The following is a 22,506-nucleotide window of genomic DNA, read 5'->3' as shown; positions in this document are numbered from 1 at the left end:
CGGCGCGGACTACGCACCGGACTCGGTATCGATGACACCGCCGGGCTGGTCGCCTGGGCACTGCACAGCGGTATAGCCGTCGACGATCCGGCGGACGTCCCGGACCCGGAGTTGCAGGCGCGCGTCACGGACGCGCTGCGGCGGGCAACGGATAACGACAACGACCGAGACGAGTCCGCACCCGGCTCGTACGAGACCTCGCCCGCCCCCGCCGACATCGACGCATCCGGCGAGGCACGATCGGCCGAGCCCGCCGAACCGGCCTCGGACCCGGCCCAGACCGCGCTGGCCGAGCACCTCGGGCTGCCACCCAGGGCGGTGACGCGGGGCGCCGTACGTCTGGCCCTCGCCCTCGTCGCGGAACAGACACAGGCCATGCCCACCGCCGTGACGGTCGACGCTCAGGCGCTGACTCGATGGATCCGGTCCCAGCTCGAACTGCACGCGGATCAGGAAGCGGCCACTCGCGAGGGCGCGCGCGCCGAGCTGGAGCGGCGCGAAGGCGAAGATTCCGGTCTCCGGGATGCGGCCGATCCTGAGGCTGATCCGCTGAACCAGCAAGGTTTCGACAACCGGCGTCGGACCCTCGACCAAAAATTGCGGGCACTGCTGGGGTTGCAAGACCTGACCCCACCCAAGCCGATGACCACAGGCGAGGTGCTGGCCGAGCTGTACTGGATCACGAGCCTGACGGACTCGCCGGAGCTGGAACACTTTGTCGCCGCGAGTGAGACCTTCCTGTGTGCCACTTCCGAACCGCTGGAGGCAGTCCCGCTGGACCCGGTCCGGATCCACACGCTGCGCAACCAGCTTGCGCGGCAGATGGGCGTCGCCGACGACGAACTGACCCGCACGCACGCCGAAGTGCTGGCCGCCGACGCGACCGTTGCGCCACAGACGCGCCGTCTGGCGGAGCGCTACCTCACCCTGCGCCCGAGCCGAACCGAGCAGAAACCGACCCGAGCCGATATCGCCCGGCTCGCGGGTGTGGGCGACTCGTACGTCAGCAGTGTGTTCAACGGACGGTTCGGCGTGAAGAAGCCGTGGCACGGCGAGACCACGCAACGCGTCCTGGCCGCGGCTCACCGGTTGGGTGTACCGCCGGACCGTGCGGACATCGCGGCCCTCACCGATCCGAACTTCGTGACGCGTCGCGTTCGTCCGGCGCGCTGGATCGGTGACGAGTTCGTTCCCGCGCGGATCAAGCCGCAGCCATCCCGCGACAGGTTGACCGAAGCAGCGCGCACGGCCAAGGCCACGGCCCGTGATGTGGTGAAAGGCTCGGGCACACACGATGACCTGCGGCTGGTGCGCGATGCGGCCGACGAGATCGGGTTCTGGTATCACCCGGACGGGCCGATGGGGACGGTCGACGCGATCACACTGTCGGAGGGCGAATTCTACGTTCTGCGCCTGATCGCCGACGGCATCGCCGAAGATTCCCTCGCCGCCGTGCTCGGGATGACGCCGGACCAGTCGAACCGGTTGCTCGCCCGGCTGGCCGAGAAGGTGGGTTTCGAGGGGCCGGTTCTCATGCCCTCGTCATCTTCGGAACCACCCGGCCTGTCACCTCAGCAGCTCCAAACTATGCGGCTGTTGATGGCGGACTTGCCGAATACCCCTATCACCGGCACGGTCCCCGCGGACACCGTTCAGGCGTTCCGTTCCGCCCTCGCGGAGCGGAACCCCACCGCGCTCACCGGCAGGGAGAGGGAAGTACTCGCGCTACTGGCCGACGGCCTGACAGCCGGACAGATCGCGTCCAGGCTGGGATTGTCCCGCAACACGGTGAACGGGTACATCGCGCGCGCGGAAATCAAGCTGCACACCGACGGGCTGCACCCCACCGTCCAGGCGGCACAGCAGCATGGATTCGTCGGAGATGCCGATACCGGTAGCAAGCAGGCGATTGCGGCGCAGCTGTTCACAATCTTCGGCATCGAGGTACTGGGGCTGGACAATCCCGGAATCTCGGTCGAGACGGCGCTGTCGGTCCGGAACGCGGTGGTCGATGCCTTTGCCGAGGATCCCACTATTCGGCCCGCGGCGATCGTCGTCACGCCCATGTCGGACGGAGCCATCGCCGCCGCCGATTGGATGCTCGGCGAGCAGGAGTTCATCCTGTTCCTCAACGAGAATTTCTTCACCAACAGGGAATACTTCACCGCTGCGATGGAGGCGAGTTTCCGGCGCGGCACGAAGACATCGCCGACCGGTGACCAGGTATACGATCGTCTCCGGCACGAGCTGGCGCACCTGCGCGACCCGGCCGAATTGCTGTCGCAACACGCTCCACCACTCAGCGCACCTCGTTACGCCCGGCTTGCGGAGTTGCGAGCCGCGGGCGAACTTCCCGCGGACGCCCGCTTCGATCGGCGGCAAGACTACCGATACCTGCTGGCCCCCAGAGTGTTCGGCTATCTCCGTGACTACTTCGTGGGATTGCGCGCCAAGGGCGACCTGCCTTCGGACGCACGGTTCGATGAATGGCTGAAACTACTCAATAGTGACAGCCGCGAGCGAAAGCAGGAACCCGCGGAGAAACCGGGAGAGCCCAGGGTCGCTTTTCTCCCCGAGGACGAAGTCGACCCGGATTGGGATTGGTGGGGTGCGGAGGCCGTACTCAATCCGGCGGAGGCGCTGGCCGAAGCGAACAATTCGTTCGGCCGCAGCGCGCCCGCGGATCCCACGCATCCGGTGTACGCCCTGCGGGGATTGCTGAACGGCCTCACGGTGACGCAGGCGCTGGAAACCGACGGGCCCGCGAGTGCCGCGGCCCGGCCGTACCAGCGTGGTACTGTCCCCGCCCCTTCCGGATTCGTCGCAAGCATCGCGCCGAACGGTCTGGTCGCCACGCTGGCACGAAAGTGGCGCGGGATGAGCGCCGAGGCCCGAGCGACCTACCGGGGACAGCTCGAGGCGGAACTGACATACGTCACCGCAGACGGCTCGGCACACTTCGTTCTCGACGGGTTGACCGCACTGGTTGACCAGCAGCAGGCCAGAATGCCACGCGCCGAGGGCAATACCGAAGACGACCCTCCGTACCTCCCCGACGGCAACCGTGGCACCGCGAGATACTCCAAGGTCGATCCTTCGGGCCAGGCATTGCGGCGCGCCCGGCCGGGGCACCCGGATGCCGCACCACCCCGCGCCGCACTGACCGGCCGTCAGCGAGAGATACTCGTCCTGGTCGCCGCTGGACGAACGAACCAAGAAATCGCGACACTCCTCGGCATCTCGGTGCGGACCGTCGAAAAACACCTGGACAACCTCCGCACCGTCTACGGGCCAGGATCGCGGTGGCACCTGGTCTCGGCCGCCGAACAGGACGGCGCCATTCCTGTCACCGCACGACCCACGCATTCCGCTACCCAGGATCATCGAGGGTCGCAGCCCGCGTCGCCCGCGGCCGACCCCAGTGCGCCGACGGCCCGCCAGCAGCAGATACTCGCCCTCGTCGACGCAGGCCTGACGAACCACGAAATCGCCGCCACCCTCGACATATCGAAGCGGACCGTGGAAAAGCATCTGGACAACCTCCGCAAGCTGTACGGGTCCGGTTCCCGGGCGCGGCTTGTCGCCGTCGCCGAAAAGGAAGGCGCCCTTCCCCGAGCCGGGGACTCCGCAGAGCAACACAGATGGACCGCTAACGATCCGAACGACAAGCGTTCGGAGGAGCCGAGAGCGCGGCCGTCCGCACCGACAGCCCGCCAGCTGGACATACTGGCGCTGGTGGCCGCCGGCCGAACGACTCGGGAGATCGCGGCGATCCTCGGCATCACGGGGCAGACCGTGAAAGCACATCTGGATAATGCACGCGAGGTGTACGGTCCTGGTTCGCGCGCCCAGCTCGCCGCAATTGCCGCAAAGAATGGTGACCTTCCGTGGGTCGCCCTCTCCGGCAGCGAACACGAGTTCCTGGAATGGTATCGAGCACGGCGTGCCGACAGGTCTGGTCGACCGATCCAAAGTCTCGCCGATTACGCCGAGATGAATTTCCTCGAGCCGGCCCAGCTGCACCGCTGGCTCGAATATGCCGGAATCGACCCGAACGACAACGACACAGCGCCGGTGGAAGCTGTTCCGCGACCCGATGGGGACGCCACAACCTGGCACATCGAGTTGCGTCGGTTCCTTGCGACGACACCGGCCTGGATGGACGAGTTGGTGGGCGCCGCCCCCGGCACCTGGGAGGCGGTGGAACGAGGCGAACGCGACCTCGAAGTCCGGCATGTTCGAGCAGCCCTTCGCCGGATTCCCGGCGCTCGCGCACTGTACCGCGATGCCGCCCGCCTCTATCCGGCTCTGCTCACCACTGATGGCGCGCCCGCGTATCCCGAGGGGTATTCCCGCATCGGCGACTATCTAGAATTCCGTCGGAAATCCCACGATCTGAAGCGGTCACAGCTTGCCGGCCGACTGAAGAAGGGGAAAAACACGATCTCCCGTTGGGAATCCGGAGAGAGCAGACCAGCAAAGGATGACGTAGCTGCACTACTCGAGGCCACAGCGACCGAAGACGATATCTTCTATGACGATATCTCGGAGTGCTACTCACATCTGCCCAGAGGTACAATTCTTTATCCTAGCCCCTTCGACTCGGAATCGCTCGGCGCGTATTTGCGACATTTCCGACACGTGAACAAGCTGTCCTGGTCGGAAGTCGGGAATGCATTCGGCGTCTCCGCCGGTGCGGTCCAGAGCCTGGAGACCGGGGTGCGAGATCCGCTCGACCTCACCGTGGTGCGAATTTACCGTCAAGCCTTGCATCGCGCCGGCAGGTGGAATGACCTCGCCACCGCATGGGGATTGCACCACCTTCCAGACCTCGACAGCGTATCGGTTCCCCACCCCACCGACTTCTATTCCATACATGACTGGATTCGAAGCGTCCGAATCTTTCGAGGAATCCCACCGCTGGAGTTGGCCAGGAGAATTGGAAAATCCGACGCCTGGGTCGGCTTCACCGAAGATAACCACAAGCCCGGCGTCGAAGATCTCCGGCGAATTCGGGACGCACTCGAAATACCCAATGACACACTCGTATCAGCACTGCTGACCCACTACTCGCGCACGGACGTCGAGGAGCGCGATCCGGAGGAAGAGCGGCTTTTCTGGGATCTGATCGCAACGCGACCGGGTTCCGCCGAGGAAAAGCATATCCGAAACAAAATATTCGAACGATACGCACGGCTCGCGGACGAGGTCGCTACCCGCCGGTCCATCCCGGCCGAGCACCGCAACGAGTATGCCCAACAGGCAGCCATAGCAATTCTGCTGACCACCCGGAACTTCGTCCCGCCCGGCAGTTTCTTTCCAGCCGCCTTGATGGCCGCTCATTACTCCGTCATCAGGACGCGACTGGAGCTGCGGTATCCGGGCATGAAGCCGCAAGTGCAGAGCATTCTCGCGAAGGTGGACAAATACATTCGCACGAATCGCGTCGGGACCAGCACTCCCGGCATCGCCGAGATCAGCTCGGCATTGAATCTCACCCGGGAGGAGGTGATCACCGCCCTTCCGCTCCTCCGACAGGTATCGAAGGATGCTGCGGTCGAGGGCAGGTCCGGACCAGGCGATATAAATCAGACGGATGAATCCCAGTTCACCGATGTGGAATTCGCAGACAAATTCGACCGAGCATTGTCGGGTCTCGAGGATCCCGGACTGGCCAAACGCATTGTATTCATGGTCCGCTCGGCCGATTTGTCGACCGAGCAGGCTGCCGCCCGATTGGGGATCACGACCCAGCTCGTCGATAAATATCTGGCCGAGACCGAGGAAAGGATCCGAGCAGCATTCGCCGACGAATTCGGCATGCCTGACGGTCTCCGTCCCACTGTGCAGGCGGCACAGCAGGCAGAGCAGTCACAAGCGGCCGGTGAACAGCACCCGACCAGCGATCGTGCGGCGACATCCGGAACCCGCATCGACCCTGTCGCGATCGACCTCGGCGATTCCGATGAGCCGGACACCGCTGTGCAGCGCGCACGGCAGGGGGATACGACGGCGTTCAACGAGCTGCGCGAGCGATACGGCCGGGCCTCACTCCGGGAAGTGCTTGCCCGGCTCGGGGTTCCGGCCTCGCCGGTCGGCCGCGACATGCGGCCGCTCCTGCAGGTGGCACAGGAGCTCAACCGCATGGCATTTCGAGTAGCGGAGGCGCACCGATGGCGTGCCGATGCGGGCACGGATCCCAGCGTATGGCTGCACAGCATCGTGGAAGGTCTGGTAGACGGCTGGTTCGAGCTGAATGCCACCCAGCGCAAATACGTCACCGAGGCGGTCGACGCAATGCGGCGTGGTGCAACGATCAGCTTGGTGCAAAGAGGTGCGCTCAACAGATTGGTCGACGCCGGCGAGCGGGTTCTAGCAGACGCCGAAACGCACGCGACCGACTCGTCACAGCAGACGGATAGTGGGCTCACCAACCGTCAGTTCACGGTGCTCGAGTTGATGGCCGCGGGAATGACGAGCCCCGAGATCGCCGAGGAGCTGCGGTTGTCCCCGGGGACCGTGAGCATCTACGCGACCCAGATTCGCCAGAAACTCGGTGCTCGTACCCGGGCGGAAGCGGTGTACATCGCGCTGAGCACAGGCATCCTCCCCGGCAGCCACCGCGCCGACGACGAGACACCTGGTCGCGAAGATCTCCATCTGACCAGTCACGAAATCCTCGTACTCGGTCGGATCGCGAACGGAGACACCAGCGATGACATCGCTCAAGATCTCGAGATCTCTCCGAGAAGCGTGGACCAATTGGTGGGTCGAGTCGGCCGCAAACTGGGCGCTCGCAACCGTCCCGGAATCGTGGCTGCCGCCGTGAGAACCGGCGACCTCCCGCTCGCCGACCCTGCCGACGCCGTCCCGGGCACCGGCCGAATGTGGCTGGCCGATTACGAAATCAACGTGGTCACGCGGATCGCAAACGGTGAGACCAGCAAAGACATCGCGCAGGCGCTGGGCCTGTCCTCGCTCACAGTGGACGAGTACCTTATGCGTGTCTGCCGAAAGCTCCGCGTGCACAACCGGGCGGCGATGATAGCCGTCGCCATCCGCACCGGACTCTTGCCGGGGACCACCCGAACCGCCGTGGAAGTTCCCGAATTGAGCACCGTCGACATCGATCTGCTCACGCGGATCGCAAACGGCGAAACGAACACCGATATCGCGGGGGACCTCCAGATTTCGGCGAGCGCGGTCGATAAGGCGCTCGCCCGTGTTCGCGAGAAACTCGGCACCCGCAACCGGCCGCAGACGGTGGCGGTGGCTATCCATGCCGGCATTCTGCCCGGCGCTGAAACGGCCGAAGCGGGTGCCGCCCCTCCCGCAAACCCGGCGGAACTGAGGGAACAGCACGGACTCGACACGTTCGGATACGTCCTATCGCTGCTCGGGGTATCAGCGAAGGGCGGGCGGCGAAGCGAACGGCTTGCGCGCGCCGTGCAGCTGGCATTGGAAATCAATGACAAGGTATTCCGGCTCTCGGACTCGAGCTCGGGCGACGACGTCGTCCGACGATTGCGCGAGTCTGCGCGGGAAATACTGGAGCACAGCTGGTTCCACCCTCTGCGGGCCAAGATGCTGGCAGTGCTTCGTTCTGATGGCATCACCGAATCGGATCCCAGGTACGGCCGGCTCGCCGAATTGACCGTCACCGATCTCCGTGGGTATCTCGACCAGATCGGTGTCACCACGCGTTGGGTGTTTCTCGAGCTGGCCGACAGTCTGCATCACGGCCGGGACATAGGTTCGTTGTCGCGGCAGGAAAAGAACAGTGTGCTGCGGATCGCAGATATACCGCGTGTGGAGGAAGTCCCGACACCGGACGCTTCGCCGCACACCGTCTTCGGTGCCTCGCGGACCGGCCGGCAGGAACCCGAACCGACCGTGCCCGATCAAACGCACTCTGGTACAGCGCATCCCGGCATTACCGATCGCGAGACCACCGTGCTCGCACTCGTTGCGAAAGGTCATTCCCACCGCGACATCGCCACCGCGCTGGCACTTTCGGATCGCGAGGTCGGCGCCGCCGTCCGTTCGATGGCGATCAAGTTGGGGACCCCGCACTGGGCGGAGATGCTGGAGGTGGCACGGCGCCGAGGGATCGAGGTGAATGTCGGCGGTCCGGCCACTCCCGGGCGGGACCGGCCCCGAGACGACGCTGCCGCACGATTCAACGCCTACCGCTCCGCACTGGCACATGCCTTGGCGGCAAGGACCGGGGAGCTGGGTGCTGCCGCCGTGCTGGCCGACGCCACCGCAGAACAGATCGTGCGCGCCAGTCACCAGCTATCCACCGCCGAACAGCAGTCTCTGGCGAAACTTCCATGGAGACAACCGATTCCGCGGGACGCCGCCATTCGCTCGGCCGTCGCCGCCGCTCGACGTCTGACTTCGATTGTCGTTGTCGAGCAACACATGTCGGACATCCAGCTGGCACAGGTGCTCGCCGAAGCCACCCCCGACCAACTGGAGGAAGCGCTCGGCGCGCTCACGGACCGGCAACAAAAGATCATCCGCGCTGTCTTCACGCGCAGGCTGTCCCTCGAAACCATGGTGTCCGGTCTCGGTTACCGGGATGAGGCGACAGCCAAGTCGTTCGTGATGAACACAGTCCGCCAACTCGGAATGCTCCTGGCCGGAGTAGCCGTCTCCACACCGCTGATCAACGCACAGTCGAGTGGCGCGATGCCATTCGGGCGTGAGCAGCATAGAGCTGGACGCAGCGCAGTCACCCAGGCACCACCCGGCGAAACGGCCTTCGAGCGCGGTCGTCGTGAGGCCGAGGAGGAACGAAGGGCCGCCGCCTCAGGCATCAGCGAAGCCGAAATCGACCTGCTCGACGAGGTTCTGTCCCGCCTGGATCAACTCGCGCCCACCACCGGTCGTGCGTCCGGTCCCGACCCTGTAGCCATCGACCTCGGTGACCCCGACGGCCTCGACTCGGGATCGGCGGAATCCCGGACAGATGGGCACGGCGTCACCGAATCCTCCATGCAACGGTCGAGCCGGGATTCGGCGAGCGTGATCGACGAAAACGCGCCGGCCGCAACGCATACCCCCGCGGATGTCGCCGCGGTCCTGCACAACAGCCTGCCCGGCGCGGTCACGCAGGTCCTCGACCAGATCGATGTCGAGCTGCGCTCCATGAGCGATGCCGAGCGCAGCGACGCCGACACTCGAGCCGACCTCACCCGTCTTCCCGGCTGGGTGGTCGACCGCCTCGCCCATGAAGCCAAGGCTCAGGAGCTCGCCCGCGACACAACCACCCCAGAGCAGCGCGCCGAATGGCAAGCCCGGGCGGAACGACTCGACTACGAACTCGCTCATATCCTCGGCTTGCCCCAGCCGGGAACCGGATGGACCGACCGCATCAGCAGCGACCCGCTGCACCACCTCCGCGCACTCGCACGCCGCCCGGACGCCCCCGCCGAACTCCGTCACCTGGTCGACACCGCCACCCGACGCCTGAATCTCGAGGACGTCGCCGCGGCCGTCGAACCGCTGCACCGGGCGCTGGCCGACTGGCCCATCGCCGAACACACCGAACGGGCCGCCGCCATCGCCTGGGAACTCGCGTCGCAAGCCCGCTCCGACGGCGGCGGGGCACCCGAGATCTCCGCTGCCATCCACGGACAACCAGGCCGACGCTGGATCGAGATCCACGTCAGCGACGACAGCCGCACCCTGCCCGCGCGCGAGAGCGGCGACCGCCCTGGGTGGCGCGCCGTCGACCTCCTCGACACGCACACCGAAACCTGGGGATGGGTGCTTGCTCGCAACAGCGGAAAACAGCTCTGGTTCAAGCTTTTCGAAACCGCCGACACCAGCGACCCCTCGCAATCACCCCACGAACTCATCCTCGATCTGCCCATACCGCAGGACTCTCTGCAACAGGGCCCGAGCCTCGCGCGGCGAGCAGTACGACAGCGCTTGCGGCAGGCCGGTCACCCCGATCCCTCCGATCTGACCGTCCTCGTATCCGGCCTCGTCCAAAACGTCTACCGCTACGCCGACCAAGGCGACGCGCGGGTGCGAATCCGGCTCGACGGAAACACAGTTCGCATCGGGATCACGGATACCAGCCGTGGCCTACCCGCACGACACGAGGCAACTACCCAGGGCACCGTCAGCGCCGCCGCTTTCACCGATGACCACGCCGCCGAATGGGCCGAAACCGGGATCGTCGCCCACACCCACGGTTTCTTCCTCGGCATGCTCGAAGCAATGGCCTCGTCCTGGGGCGTGATCCTGGAACGCGCCGGCGGCAAAACCATCTGGTTCGAGGTGCCGATGCCGCCACCTAGGGGATCCGGTACCACCACCGATCGACCACCGAACACACCCGCATCGATCGGCATCGACCGCAGCGCCGGCGACCGGACCGGACTCGGCCAGGCCCCTTCGACCACCAGCTCGGACCCCGATCCCGCCCACCCGAACGATGGGGCGCAGCACCGGTCGACCCCACCCACGGACACCGACCGCCAACGCCCGCCCACGCCCGGCAACCGAATCGACCCTGTCGCACTCGCCCTCGAACCCGACGAACCGGAAACGCCCGAATCGACGGCTGCTACCCACCGGGCACCGTCCGACCTGAACGAACACGACCCCGCCCCGCTGCCCACAACCCGGGAACTGGTCACGGATTCCGGAAAACTGAAGACGTTGCGGCAGGACGTCGACGCACTGCGGCGGCAACTGCTCGAGCTCAGCAACGGGCGCGCGGATCTGTCGAGCGCAGCGGCGGTGGACAGGTTGCTCGGGGCGCTGCTGCAACTCGGGCGAGAAGGCAAGCTGAACCCCCGCCAGGCTCGCGCGCTCCCGCTGGTCGAGGAGTATCGCGTGAAGTCCGGTCTCCTCGACGACGCCGAGCAAGTCCGCCGCCAAAACCGCGAATACAAGGGCAATGCCGCTCTCCAGACGGATCAGCCGGAAGACGCCAGGCCGACCGGACCCGACCCCGTCCCTATCGACCTCGGCCCCGACGAAAACGCACCGGCAGACCGGCAGACCGGCAACGCGGAATCCTCCGACACCGAACAGCTGCAAGCGCTGCGTGCCGCGGTCGCCGGGAGACTCGCAGGCACAGCGGAGGTTTCGAACGATCCCGTCCTGAATCGCGCGCCCGCTCTGATCGATGAGCTGGTGGCCGCGCGGCGTCGCCCGGAAGCGCAGGTCCCGGCGGAACGGCTGCGGTTGCTGGAGCAGTTCGCGCACCAGCTGTCGGCATGGCTGGCCCGCGCCGACGAAGCCGCCGAGGCGAACGCCGCCTACGAGCAGGGTTTGCGGGAGGGGACGCCGGCCGTCCTGCGGGCCCGGCAGGACGCCGCGGAGATCCGGCTCGGATCGGCTCTCGCCGCCGTCGCGGAAGTCCGGGCGCAAACCCGCCCCCGAACGGACACGACGATCGTGACCCGGCCCGCGGACCACCTCCGGCCGGGAGAGACCGAACGGCTGGGCGACGTGGCCGAAACGATCTTCGGAGAGATGGTGGCCGAGGGCGCAGCGCTCGACGCGGTGAACACCAACGACCGCCAGCAGCTCGCCGAGGCCACTCGGCGCTATGACGAGCTGCGAGATATGTCGCAGTGGCTGGAGGAGTTGCTGACCTTCGCGGAGCAACCGAATACGACACGGATAGGGCGGGAGCGCCTCTCGTTCCTGCTCGACCACTTCCGCGCGATCTCAGATCTCTTGGCGGCGACGGAGTTTCGTAACGCGGCGGCCGCCGCGCTCGCCGATGCGGCCGATCGAGAACGACGACTCGCGCAAGCCGCCGAGAACTACGGCATGGCCGACCACGCGGTCCGCAATATCGCGGAGATGCTGGGCGAACCGCGGCATCGCGCGACGGTCGCTCCCCCGGCGGCGCTACCCGGCGCACCCGTCGTCTGGCCCGGCGCGGACGGGCAACCCGACTTCATCACACAGACCCGGCCCAGGCAGCCCGATCTCACCGAGCCCGGACCCGGCGATTCGGTGTCGCCCGATCGAACCCCCGAGGACCGCGCGGCGCAGTCCGGATCGGAACACCCACGGGGACATCATGTCGAGCAGCCCCGCCGCTCCGATGAGACCGCACCGCGGCGCTATGTCGAGCAGAACCTGACGGTGGAGGATCTGGGTACGGTTGCGGCAGCGAGCGATCGCGGCGGGCACGCGCACAACGAAGACGCCTTCGCCCTGATCCGGGTGCAGGTCGGTGGCGAAGAGGCCACCGCGCTGATCGTGAACGACGGTCTCTCCCGGCCGAAGGGCGGTCACCGCGCCTCCGCCGCCGCCAACGCGGCCGCCCGCGACTTCGTGGTGGCGGCGCTGCGGCGGGCCGACCGCGACGGCCGGATCGATCCGGTGGCCGTAGTGGAGGGTGCCGTGGCCGCCGCCCAGGAGGCGGTGCTCGCCTTGCCCCCGGAGTCTTCCGCGGACAAGCCGCCCGCCACCACCATCGTGGTCGCGTTGATGGAGTCGGGGCGGCTCACCGTCGACTGGGTGGGCGACAGCCGGGCGTACTGGATTCCACTGGACGGCGGCCCGCCGATACAGCTGACCAGGGACGACTCGAAGGTCCAGGATGTGCTGGACGTCTTCGAGGACACCACTCGCGAAGAAGCCGAACACTCGGCGATCGGCGGCCCTGGTCTCACTCACAACCTGGGCCGGTCCCTGGACGGGCTGAAACCGCGCGAGAAGGTCCGCGACCTACGCGGCGACGGTGTCGTCCTCGCGCTGACGGACGGCGTGTGGGAACCGATCAGTCCCGACGATCCCGACCCCGTCGCGGCCATCGTCCGGCGATCGCTCGCCGAGTCTCCGGGCGATCTCGGCGCCGTCACGCGCGCACTGGTCCGGGCAGGCATCGAAGCGGGCACAGCCGACGATGTGACCGCCGCGGCGGGATTGCTGTCGGCCGCGAAGATCGACACCCCCGCGAATACGGCGGCAGATCACGACGGATCCGCGACCCTTGCCGATCGCGGCGCTGACCCCGTCGCGATCGACCTCGATCCGGACGAAGCCGATCCCACGCCGGTCGGGGCACGACAGCCCGAAACCACTCCGCCGCGGAACCCGCCGGATTCCACCGGAGCACCGCCGAGCCCACAGCGCGGCACGACTGACGAGGCGAACACCGCCGACAGAGTCGGCACCCCGTGGGACAGCGAGCCACTGCTGCGGCAGGTGCTCGAGCAACATGTCGCGAATGGACGGCCTGAGCTCGCCACTGCACTGCTGCGGCAACGTTTCGAGACCGATATGCCGCGCCTGGCAGATAATTTCGGGCAGGAGGCAGCGCACCGCATTGCCGACGAAGTATGCGCGACGGCGATCGCACGCCTCGGGCAGCTCGGTAACCGAAATATCGAGCTGTGGTTGAACAACATCGCGCGAGAGATAATCTGGATCCATCGCCAAATCGCGGGCCCATGGTCCAGGATTCGGGACTTCGTTTTCGAATGCGCGCGGCTCCAGCGATCGGACCCACTGGCCCGTCTGCTGACCGAAGCCGGACTCGTGGATGTTCACCGAGAACTCACGGCGTTGCCCAGCCACCGGCGTGACCGTTTGATCCGAACATTCTGGCCTGCGGGTTCCAGCGCATCACCGACAACGGCCGATCGCATCGAATTCGATCGTGATGTGCTCTGGATCGCAGCGCGCCAATTGGCCGCAGCGGTGGCGGCCGCGGCGAACTTCCCTGCCCAGCTACCGGATCGGGCCGCAAGCAGCGCACCTCTGATCGACCGCCTCAGCAGCCCCACCCCGACGACGTCCTCGCCCTGGCTCACCAGCAGGGAACTCGAGGTGCTCAACCTGATCTACCAGGGTCTGACCTATGCGGAGATCGGGCGACGGCTGGCTGTCGACACGAAGGCGGTCACGAACTACCAGCGGAGTGCGGCCAAGAAGTTCGGAACCGCCGGCGCGATCCGGACGGTCCTCGAGGCCAAGCGGCAAGGGTTCGTCCACGACGGGGATCGACCACCGGCCGGTACCGTTCGCCTGTCCCGTGAGCAGCGACAACTCCTCCAGTTGATGGCCGACGGCCGCACGGATCAAGCCATCGCCGAGGTGCTGGGCGTGGCCACGCTCACCGTCAAACGCCGCCGAGCCCAGATCGGTGCCGTACTCGGTGAGACGAAGCGAACTCTGATGCTGATGAAAGCCGTGCGGCTCGGAGCCTTCGAACCTGCGAGCGACGACACCGCGCCGAGCGCACCCCGCAGACCGGACACCGTCGCCATCGAGCTCGGAGCCCCCGACGAACCTGCGCCCGTCACACCCCGAGCGTCGCGCGCCGCTGGACCGGCGGAGCGATCAGCGCAGGGCATCGCGAGGCCCGGGGCCACCCCGTGGGCTCAACCCATACAGAGCGAGACACCGCCGGGAGCCGCAGCGCCCGATCGGCCGGCACGGACACCGTGGCAGCCATCCGAATCTTCCAACAATGCTCGGCCCAATCCGGCCGCATCGGCCCCCCGAACAGACGGCTGGACACCCTGGACCTCCGCCCGCCGCCAACCCCCCGAGGCACTGCACCGCAGACATCCGGTCCAACTCCGGGGGCGACCCGACGAGGACACTGCGGCCAGAAGCACTGACTCGACCAGACCTGCCCCCCAGTCCAGCCCGGGAACGGACACCTCCACCCGTGCAGCCACGGCCGCGAGGACTGGTCGTGATAAGGATCTGCTTCATCGGATGGCACAGTCCGAGACCGTCGATCCGCCGCGGAGCGAAGCCGATCCGATCGAAGATCCGGCCATGGCGCACATCGCGCGAGCGCAGGGATCCGACTCCCTGCCAGTGCAAGGCACGTCCGTCGCCGCCGAGCCGACACCGCAATCCGCTACCACGGAGGCGAAACCGGCCCAATCCGGCAACCGCATCGACCCCGTCGCCATCGACCTCGGCGATCCGGACGAGCCAGCGGGCAACGAGCCCGCTGAGGTGCCCGCCGCCCCACAGCAACCGACAGATCCGCCCGCCGAAAAGTCGTTGTCGACGCGAGAGCTGCTCGTTGTCAACAAAACTTTCGCACACCTGTTGCTGGGCAGGTGGTATCTCCCGGCAGAGGTCGGCAACATTTTCGGCACCAGTCTCGCAACGACTGCCGCCCCCTATGCGCTGATGAACGCAGGCCAATCACCGGCGGCCGCCGCCATCGCCGCTGCAGCGGGGTGGCTCGCGAAGGGCGCAGAGCCACTGGCCGGTCGCACCGCCGACCGTTCCGATCGGCGGAGAATAATGCTCCGGGCCCAAGCCATCGGCGCGGCGGCTGCCGCCACCACCACCGGTTTGATCCTCTTCGATGCGCCGAATCTGGCCCTTACGGTGGCCGCGGCATCACTGGTCGAGGGCACTGCGGCAACCTACTATTTCCGCGCCTTCCAAGCAGTGAACGGAGACCTTTTACTCACCGACGCACAGAAGCGAACCGGCAACGATCTGAGGAACGTCACCGGATCCACGGCATCTGTCACCGGACAGGCCCTGGGCCCGGGCCTGGCCGGCATCGCGCCCGCGGCGCCATTCGGCCTGAACACCCTTTCTTATCTGACGAACTGGGTAAACATAAGAAGCTTGTCGTTGCCGCCCCAGACCTTCAGCGCGCCGCAGTCCCTGTTCCGTGATATTGCCGTCGGCGCACGGACACTGTGGGACGACAAATTTCTCCGTGACTACACCGTGATCTCCGCGATAAACAATGCCGCGTTCGCGATGATGGGCTTCCGCACCGCCACGGTAGTGGAAGGCTCTGACCTGGGCTGGGCAGGTGGAGCGGTGGTCGCGGCGCCTGCCATCGGTGGGATAATGAGCGGCGTTCTCTCGAAGGTGACTCGTAATGTAAAGACCACCACCTTTTACCCGTTAGCACTGGCCAATATGGCGGGCGGCTTCGCGGTCCAGGCCACGACCACCGACCCCGCAGTGATCGCGGCTGCGACCTTCGTGGACTCGATGGTGATGTGGACCATGGTCGCCCGCGCCGGCACGCATGAGCAAAAGGTCATCCCGTCGGAGATGCGAGGCCGAGTAGGAGGTGTGAAGGGCGGGATCTTGAATGTCCCCGCCGGTGCCGGTCTGTTCGTGGCCAGCGCCCTCATCGGCGGCGCCGCGGCGAACGCGCAGAGCGGTGACACGGTTGCCGCGCTGGCGGCGACCATCAGCGCCATCACCGCGGCAGGCTACGGCGTTGTCCTTTTCGTCAGACAGGGCCGCGTCTTCTACCGGATCGTCAGCAAAAGCGGCCGCGGGTTGTTCGGACGACGCGAACACCCCACCGAGCCCGAAACTCCAGCCGAGCCAACGCAGATCCGGGCAGAGGCGAGCGCGGGCTCGCCCGCGCAGGCAGCTCCGGATGCGCCCACCCCGGCACCCGAGGTCATCGGCAACTGCGCCATCCACATGAGCCGCGTCCACCGGGCGCTGGGCGATGACACCGCGCCGGAACCCGCCGACACCGATCCGCGATGGAAGGCCGAAGACAATTGGCGCATCACCGAAGAGACCCTCGGCGCCCAACTCCGCCCGATGAAGACCAGGGGTCTCGACCCTATCGGTATAGCCGTCGAAACCATCCGTAACAAACGCAACAACATAGACCGGGCCGCCGTCACCGTCGCTGGGCACATCCACTACATCGTCGAAGTGGAGGGCGAGATTCTTGTCTTCGACACTCTCATCGATGACACCGACGACGACACCCTCCACGTCCGCAACTACGACGGCGACGATAACGGTCAGAACAAATGGAAACCTTCGTACGACACCTTCGAAGAGGCCTTCGTCGCCTACTTCAAGAGCACCGACGGCACTCCCACCCCCGCCCGCCGCCAACTTCCCGAGCTACTGCACCGCAAACATCCGGTCCAACTCCGGGGGCGACCCGACGAGGAAACTGCGGCCGGAAGCACGGATTCGACCAAATCTGCCCCCCGATCGAGCCCAGGAACGGACACGTCAGCCCGCGCAGTCGCGGCCGCGAGGACTGGTCGTGGCGAGGATCTGCTTCATCGGTTGGACTATCGGATGGCACAGTCCGAGATCGTCGATCCGCCGCGGAGCGAAGCCGATCCGATCGAAGATCCGGCCATGGCGTACATCGCGCGAGCCCAGGGATTCGACTCCCTGCCAGTGCATGCCACGCCCGAGGAGATCGATGCCCTCGTTGCTGCGGGTGATCATGAGTTGTTCCGCGGCGTCCGCGACCCACGTTATGCCGTAGAACTCAGGTCGGGTCGATACCTGACGGGTGTCCCCGGAAGCTCGTCCTTCGGCATCGGAATCTATGCGAGCACCGACAGCGAAGTCGCGCTCGGCTATTCCGACGACCGATCCGACGGTGTGATCCGGATGGCGCTGCCGAGGAGTGCACGAACGATCGACTTCTCCCGGCTGCAAGAGGAGATGAACGCGGAAATTTCTGCCCTCGACGACGAAGAGCAGACGCTGGCCGCAGGCGAACAGAACCCCGAAGTGCGCGCCCGTCGTGGGGAACTCGCCGTCAAGCGTGAAATACTCTCGGACGCAGGCCGATACGCGGCCGTCCGCGGATACGACGCCTACTACGTGCGCGAGGACGGCGCCGCCGACGTCTGGGTCATTCTGAACCGGTCGGCAGTGGTCGTCGCCGCCGAACCGACACCGCAATCCGCTACCACGGAGGCGAAGCCGACCCCATCCGGCAACCGCATCGACCCCGTAGCGATCGACCTCGGCTATCCGGACGAGACGACGCCGACGAGGGAAGCGGGCTTGACGCATACCAGACGACTCGCGGACGCAGAGCTCGTCAGGCTGCGCGCGAAACGAGATCTCGCCGCCCGACTGCTGAAACTGGACCCCGGGATGAGTGACAGCGCATTGCTGCGCGAGATCGAGGCCACCCATCCGTTCGACGACGCCTACACGCTGCGCACCGGACCCCGAGGCAAGGAACTGATCGGCGACATCCAGAGACACATCGTCGCCGAGGACCGGATCCGCCGCCTGGACGGCGCCGCCACCGACCTGCTGCACGCCCAAGTCCACGCGGCGCTCTATGGCGGAAGCGCCAGCAGACAGACGGCCCGGGTCACGGCAATCCCGGACGCGAAGTCGACTGCGCCCGGAACTCGGGCAGCCACTGCCGCCGCGCGGAACCACTCTGGCGACAGATCACCGGCCGCCGAGGTGCTGGCCCGGCATGTGGATGCCACAGGCGTCGAGCGAGTCCTGGTGGTCAAGGGGTTCGACGACAACGGTCGGCCGGACTTGTGGCGGCTGCCTTCCGCGCACGAGGCGACCGCATTGAATGTGCGGGCCATGGATGCGTCGACCATCACCCGCGCCGGCATTGCGGTGGTCGAGGTGTCAGAGCGGTTCGGTGCCGGTGCTGTCGGCGACACGCGGCTCCACGATGTTCAGTGGCTGACCCGTGATGAGCTGGACCTCAGGCAAACCAATCGACGCGTAGCCAGGGGATTCACAACATCTGTGTCCGCCGCACTGGAGGCGTTCGATCGAGCGCCCGCACCAGCGGACGCGACCGCGGAACTCGCCCAGTTGGGCTCCCGTCTTTCATTGAGTACGGACACCGTCGCACGTCTCGTGCAAGAACTTGCCGGACGACCAGCCGACGCGCAGGAAGCGATCGTCGGCTACTTCCGTGACCTCACGGCGGAGTTCGAGCTGACAAAAGTGGCGGTCGAGTCCTACGCCGACAGCGGGACCAAAGACCGGCTCGACAATAGTCTGAATCTCCAGCAGATTCGAATGCGCGTCGCCGCCCACGCCCATATCCAGGACGCGATCCTGAATCCGATGGCGTACGAGATACTGTACGAAATGGTGCGAGATCGGAATTGGAACGTCGGCACCGTCGCAGACGGAATCGATCTTCTCTCGAGACCCCAGATTGCTGCCGCGTTACGTGAGATTCATCAGAGAAATGCTCACTTCGCGCCCTATATTATCGCGGGAATGCCGATCAGAATTGCAGACCCGGCGAGCTTCGAACGGGAATTGCACCGGATTGCCGAGATATCGCCGGGAAGCGTGGACTCACGACTTCTCGACACGCTCGACAAATGTTTCAGCGATGGAAAGAATGGCAGAGATATTGGATGGGATTTCCTGTCGTCTCTAAAGGATTTCTCCCCCGACTCTGTCCGGCAGGAGTTCGCGGACAGACTCCTGAAGTCCGGTCAGCTGTCGCACCTCCCGGACGATGTGAGCGCAGAGGTGAAGTTCAGTGCGCAGCAACTGCGTGCAGTGGAGGACCTCTACGTCGATGGGCCGCCCGGTCGGGATTTCAGTTGCTATATCGAGAAGGTAGGTGGGCTACCTTCCGCCAAGCGACCGCCAACGATCCGTGCGGCGATGGAGGTCATACGGGACGTAACACCGGGATTTGCTCGATGCATTCGCGATCTGATATCGGACAACGTCTCCGAAACCGAGCGGAATACCCTCGGCTTGCGACGCACCGGCGACGCAGTAGTTCATGAGTTGATAGAAATCGCACGCCCGTTCGTGACCGAGGTCAAAAGCGCAAATATCTCGCCCGAGAATTTGGCAAAGGTGCAGTCCTCGGAATTCCTGGGACAGTTGCTGATCATCGTCACCCGATATGACTCGTCCGACTGGGGACCCCAAAGCCTGACGTCCCTGCGTGAATTGCTCCGCTACCATGAGCAGGCATCGGCGGAAGGCAGAATCGCACCGATCCCCGCGGAATATCAACCCAGCAGCGTCCTCGAAATTGCCAAACTGCGGTCTCGCGACAGTGGGTCCGGATCGCAATGGACGGAGGACCTGCTGACCCGCTTCGAGAGACTGGCGAAGAATCTGCTCGATGCGCGCTCGGCTCTGACAAGCGCGCATCGACCGCTGACCTATCTACTCGGCAAGATCGGCCGCGATATTGTCGAGTATATCGAGGAATTGGACCGCTGCATCGTTTCGGACACGCTGGCCGACGGTTCGCCCATGAACGACAAAGCACGTCGGAATATGGTAGCGCGAGTGCATGAACTGAAGGAACTCATTACATCGGAGGCAGGGGGGTCACAACAGTTCCCGGCGCTGCGGTCACTGGAGAATTTCGAGCAGAATTTTCAGCGATTGGTGCACGTCGGTAAACTGCACGACGATCTCCGAACCATATGCTTCGCATGGGCGATGCAGCAACATCCGGTGTGGATCGATCGTTTGAAAAGCCTCCGACCCGGAGAACCAACGCTGGAGGACGTGGTTCTTGTCCGGGATTTTGTCGATCACACCACCAATCAAGAAGTATTCGGCCGCTACTTCTCCAGTCGCAAGATTGCGAGCAAGTTCCGCCGGATGACAAATATCTCGGCGTTGGAAGAAGCAATTCTGCGAGTGCAGGGTGTCGGGGTCTCGAGCGATACCACTCGACTTCAGTTCGTTCCGACACGGGGACAACTGCTCGAACTGTCCGGTAATATCGCCAGCGCCTGCTGGGCCGGCAGATATCCTTCGGTCGCCGAGGCGATGCAGAATATGACGGCCGTCATCATGGTCCGGAATCCGGACGACCCGGTCCGTACCGCGTTCGCCGGGGCCTGCCTCCTCCTCGAGACCCGTAGCGAAACCGGCGAACCCATCTTGCTGATACGCGGTCTCAATCCCGTCGAGAACTACATCAACCACGTCTCGGTCGCCGATTTCTATCGAAAGTTCATGGACTGGGCACAAGAAGTTGCTACGGCCCGCGGGTGTCGGCTCGCCATCGTCATCGACGATCACTCGGGCGGTGCCGCGACAAATCGTCCCGTCCTGTTCGACCACCTGACCGCAGAGCGCAAGAAAATGAAGCGGATCCGGATCGATTCGGGGAACACGACATTCAACGGCTACAACGTCGCCGACTGCACATACCTCTTCGAGCCACCCGAGCCCCCGAGCACGAAGCCGGCGACGGTATCCATTCCTACTGGTGAGCAACCGCGGTCGACCGATGACCGCACCGACCCCGTCGCCATCGACCTCGGCGGCGAAGAATCCGAGGCTCTGGACCCCACTTCAGAAACGACAGCCTCGTCCTCAGGTCCGAGCCGGACCACCTACGACACGGTGCCACTGCCGGGAACCCTGGTCGAGCCTGCGGACGACATCGCACTGCTGTGGCCCGAGGTGGATTCGCGCGGCTGGATCGTGCTGCCCGGGACGGGGCCCGACAAGCAGCCTTATCACACCAGCGACCCCGAAATCGGCGACCCTTTCATCCTGCTCGCCGACGGAAAGTTCGTCACCGCCGACGCGTCGCATGAGGATCTGCTCAGCGCGCTCCTCGCGCAGGGCGTATCGCTGGAGGACATCAGCGGCTTCGGATGGTGGCGGGTCAGCGGCCGGGTGAAGGGTCTCGATGCATTCAGCCAAGGTTTCGAGGAATGGAACGGGGATCCGATGAACCCCGCGCAGATCCTCGACGCCTTGGCGAACAGCCGAGCCGATCTCAGCGTGTGTGAATTCGACACACAGTTCGGTTCCGAGCACCAAGGCCTGATGTGGCGAGGCGCGGCAGCCGAGATGCCTCTCGGACCGATGCTCCGCCACGAAGGCGACGCGTACAAGCTGCTGTCCGGCTACTCGTCCGCCGACGACGGCGCGGGTAACCGCGTTGTCTTCTGGATCGACCTCGTCGCCTGGGAAGCGACCGCGGAAGGCCACTCGTTCACCATCCGGGTCAACGCGGCCAGAAGTGAACCTGCCGAGGGCACGATCACCGTGCACACCGACGGAGACTCTGTCGCAGCGCATTACACCGCCTTCCGGTCCGGACGGGATCGAGCGCGAGCAGCGGCCGCGTGGTCGGTCGTGCACGACAAGTTCACCTCCTGGCTCACCGATTCCGGCGCGTCCTGGGCGATGGGCAGCGAAACGGCTCCCACCGAAGATATTCCCGTAGCGTCCACCCGACCCGCGACAGTGGCGGAGTCGGCCCAACGGTCCGAGCGAATCATTCGTGCCGAGCCGGAGGGCCGATACAGCCCGAACGCAGCCTCGGAAGCCGCGTCCTGGCTGGCCGGACAGCTCGACGGCTGGCCTGTCGAACAAGTGAACCTCGCGTGCGCCGAACTCACGGCAATGGTGACGGACGCCGCCGAACACCGCCGCGGCAGGATCCATCTCGTGGCGGAGACAACCGATGACCGGCTGCGCGTGACGCTGCTCGACACGCACGCCGCCTCGATGCCGCGGAACGCGCGAGGCGGCATCCCGACCCGCTCCGGTCTCGCTGTCCTTCCCGGACCTGCTGCCGCAGGGCATGATTCGACGCCGATGCGCGCCGGCGTCGAGCTGTTCAAACGCCATGAGGACGGCTGGCGCCAAGCCATATGGTTCGAACTGCGCAGCGCCGCGGACCAGAAGTCGTAAAGTTCGCCGGAATCCGGAATATCCTCGAGCGCATCGCGTACCGGGGAGACACACCCCGCGACCCCGTCGCGAACGACCTCGGCCCCGACGACGAAGACCCCGAGGGCC

At 65.6% G+C, this 22,506-nt stretch carries 1 protein-coding gene; it reads left to right on the top strand.

Going from position 1 to position 22,506, the window contains the following annotated elements; all coding sequences use genetic code 11:
- Window positions 1–111: 111 nt before the first annotated feature.
- Window positions 112–22,398 carry an MFS transporter gene (locus tag NNI01S_RS35720; RefSeq protein WP_245676271.1) on the top strand — a complete coding sequence of 7,429 codons (22,287 nt, stop codon included), beginning with the start codon at window positions 112–114 and terminating at the stop codon, window positions 22,396–22,398.
- Window positions 22,399–22,506 lie beyond the last annotated feature (108 nt).

It is taken from the genome of Nocardia niwae NBRC 108934 = DSM 45340, assembly GCF_001613465.1.
In the GTDB taxonomy this organism is placed as follows: Bacteria; Actinomycetota; Actinomycetes; order Mycobacteriales; family Mycobacteriaceae; genus Nocardia; species Nocardia niwae.
This window is presented reverse-complemented; position numbering and strand designations above follow the sequence as displayed.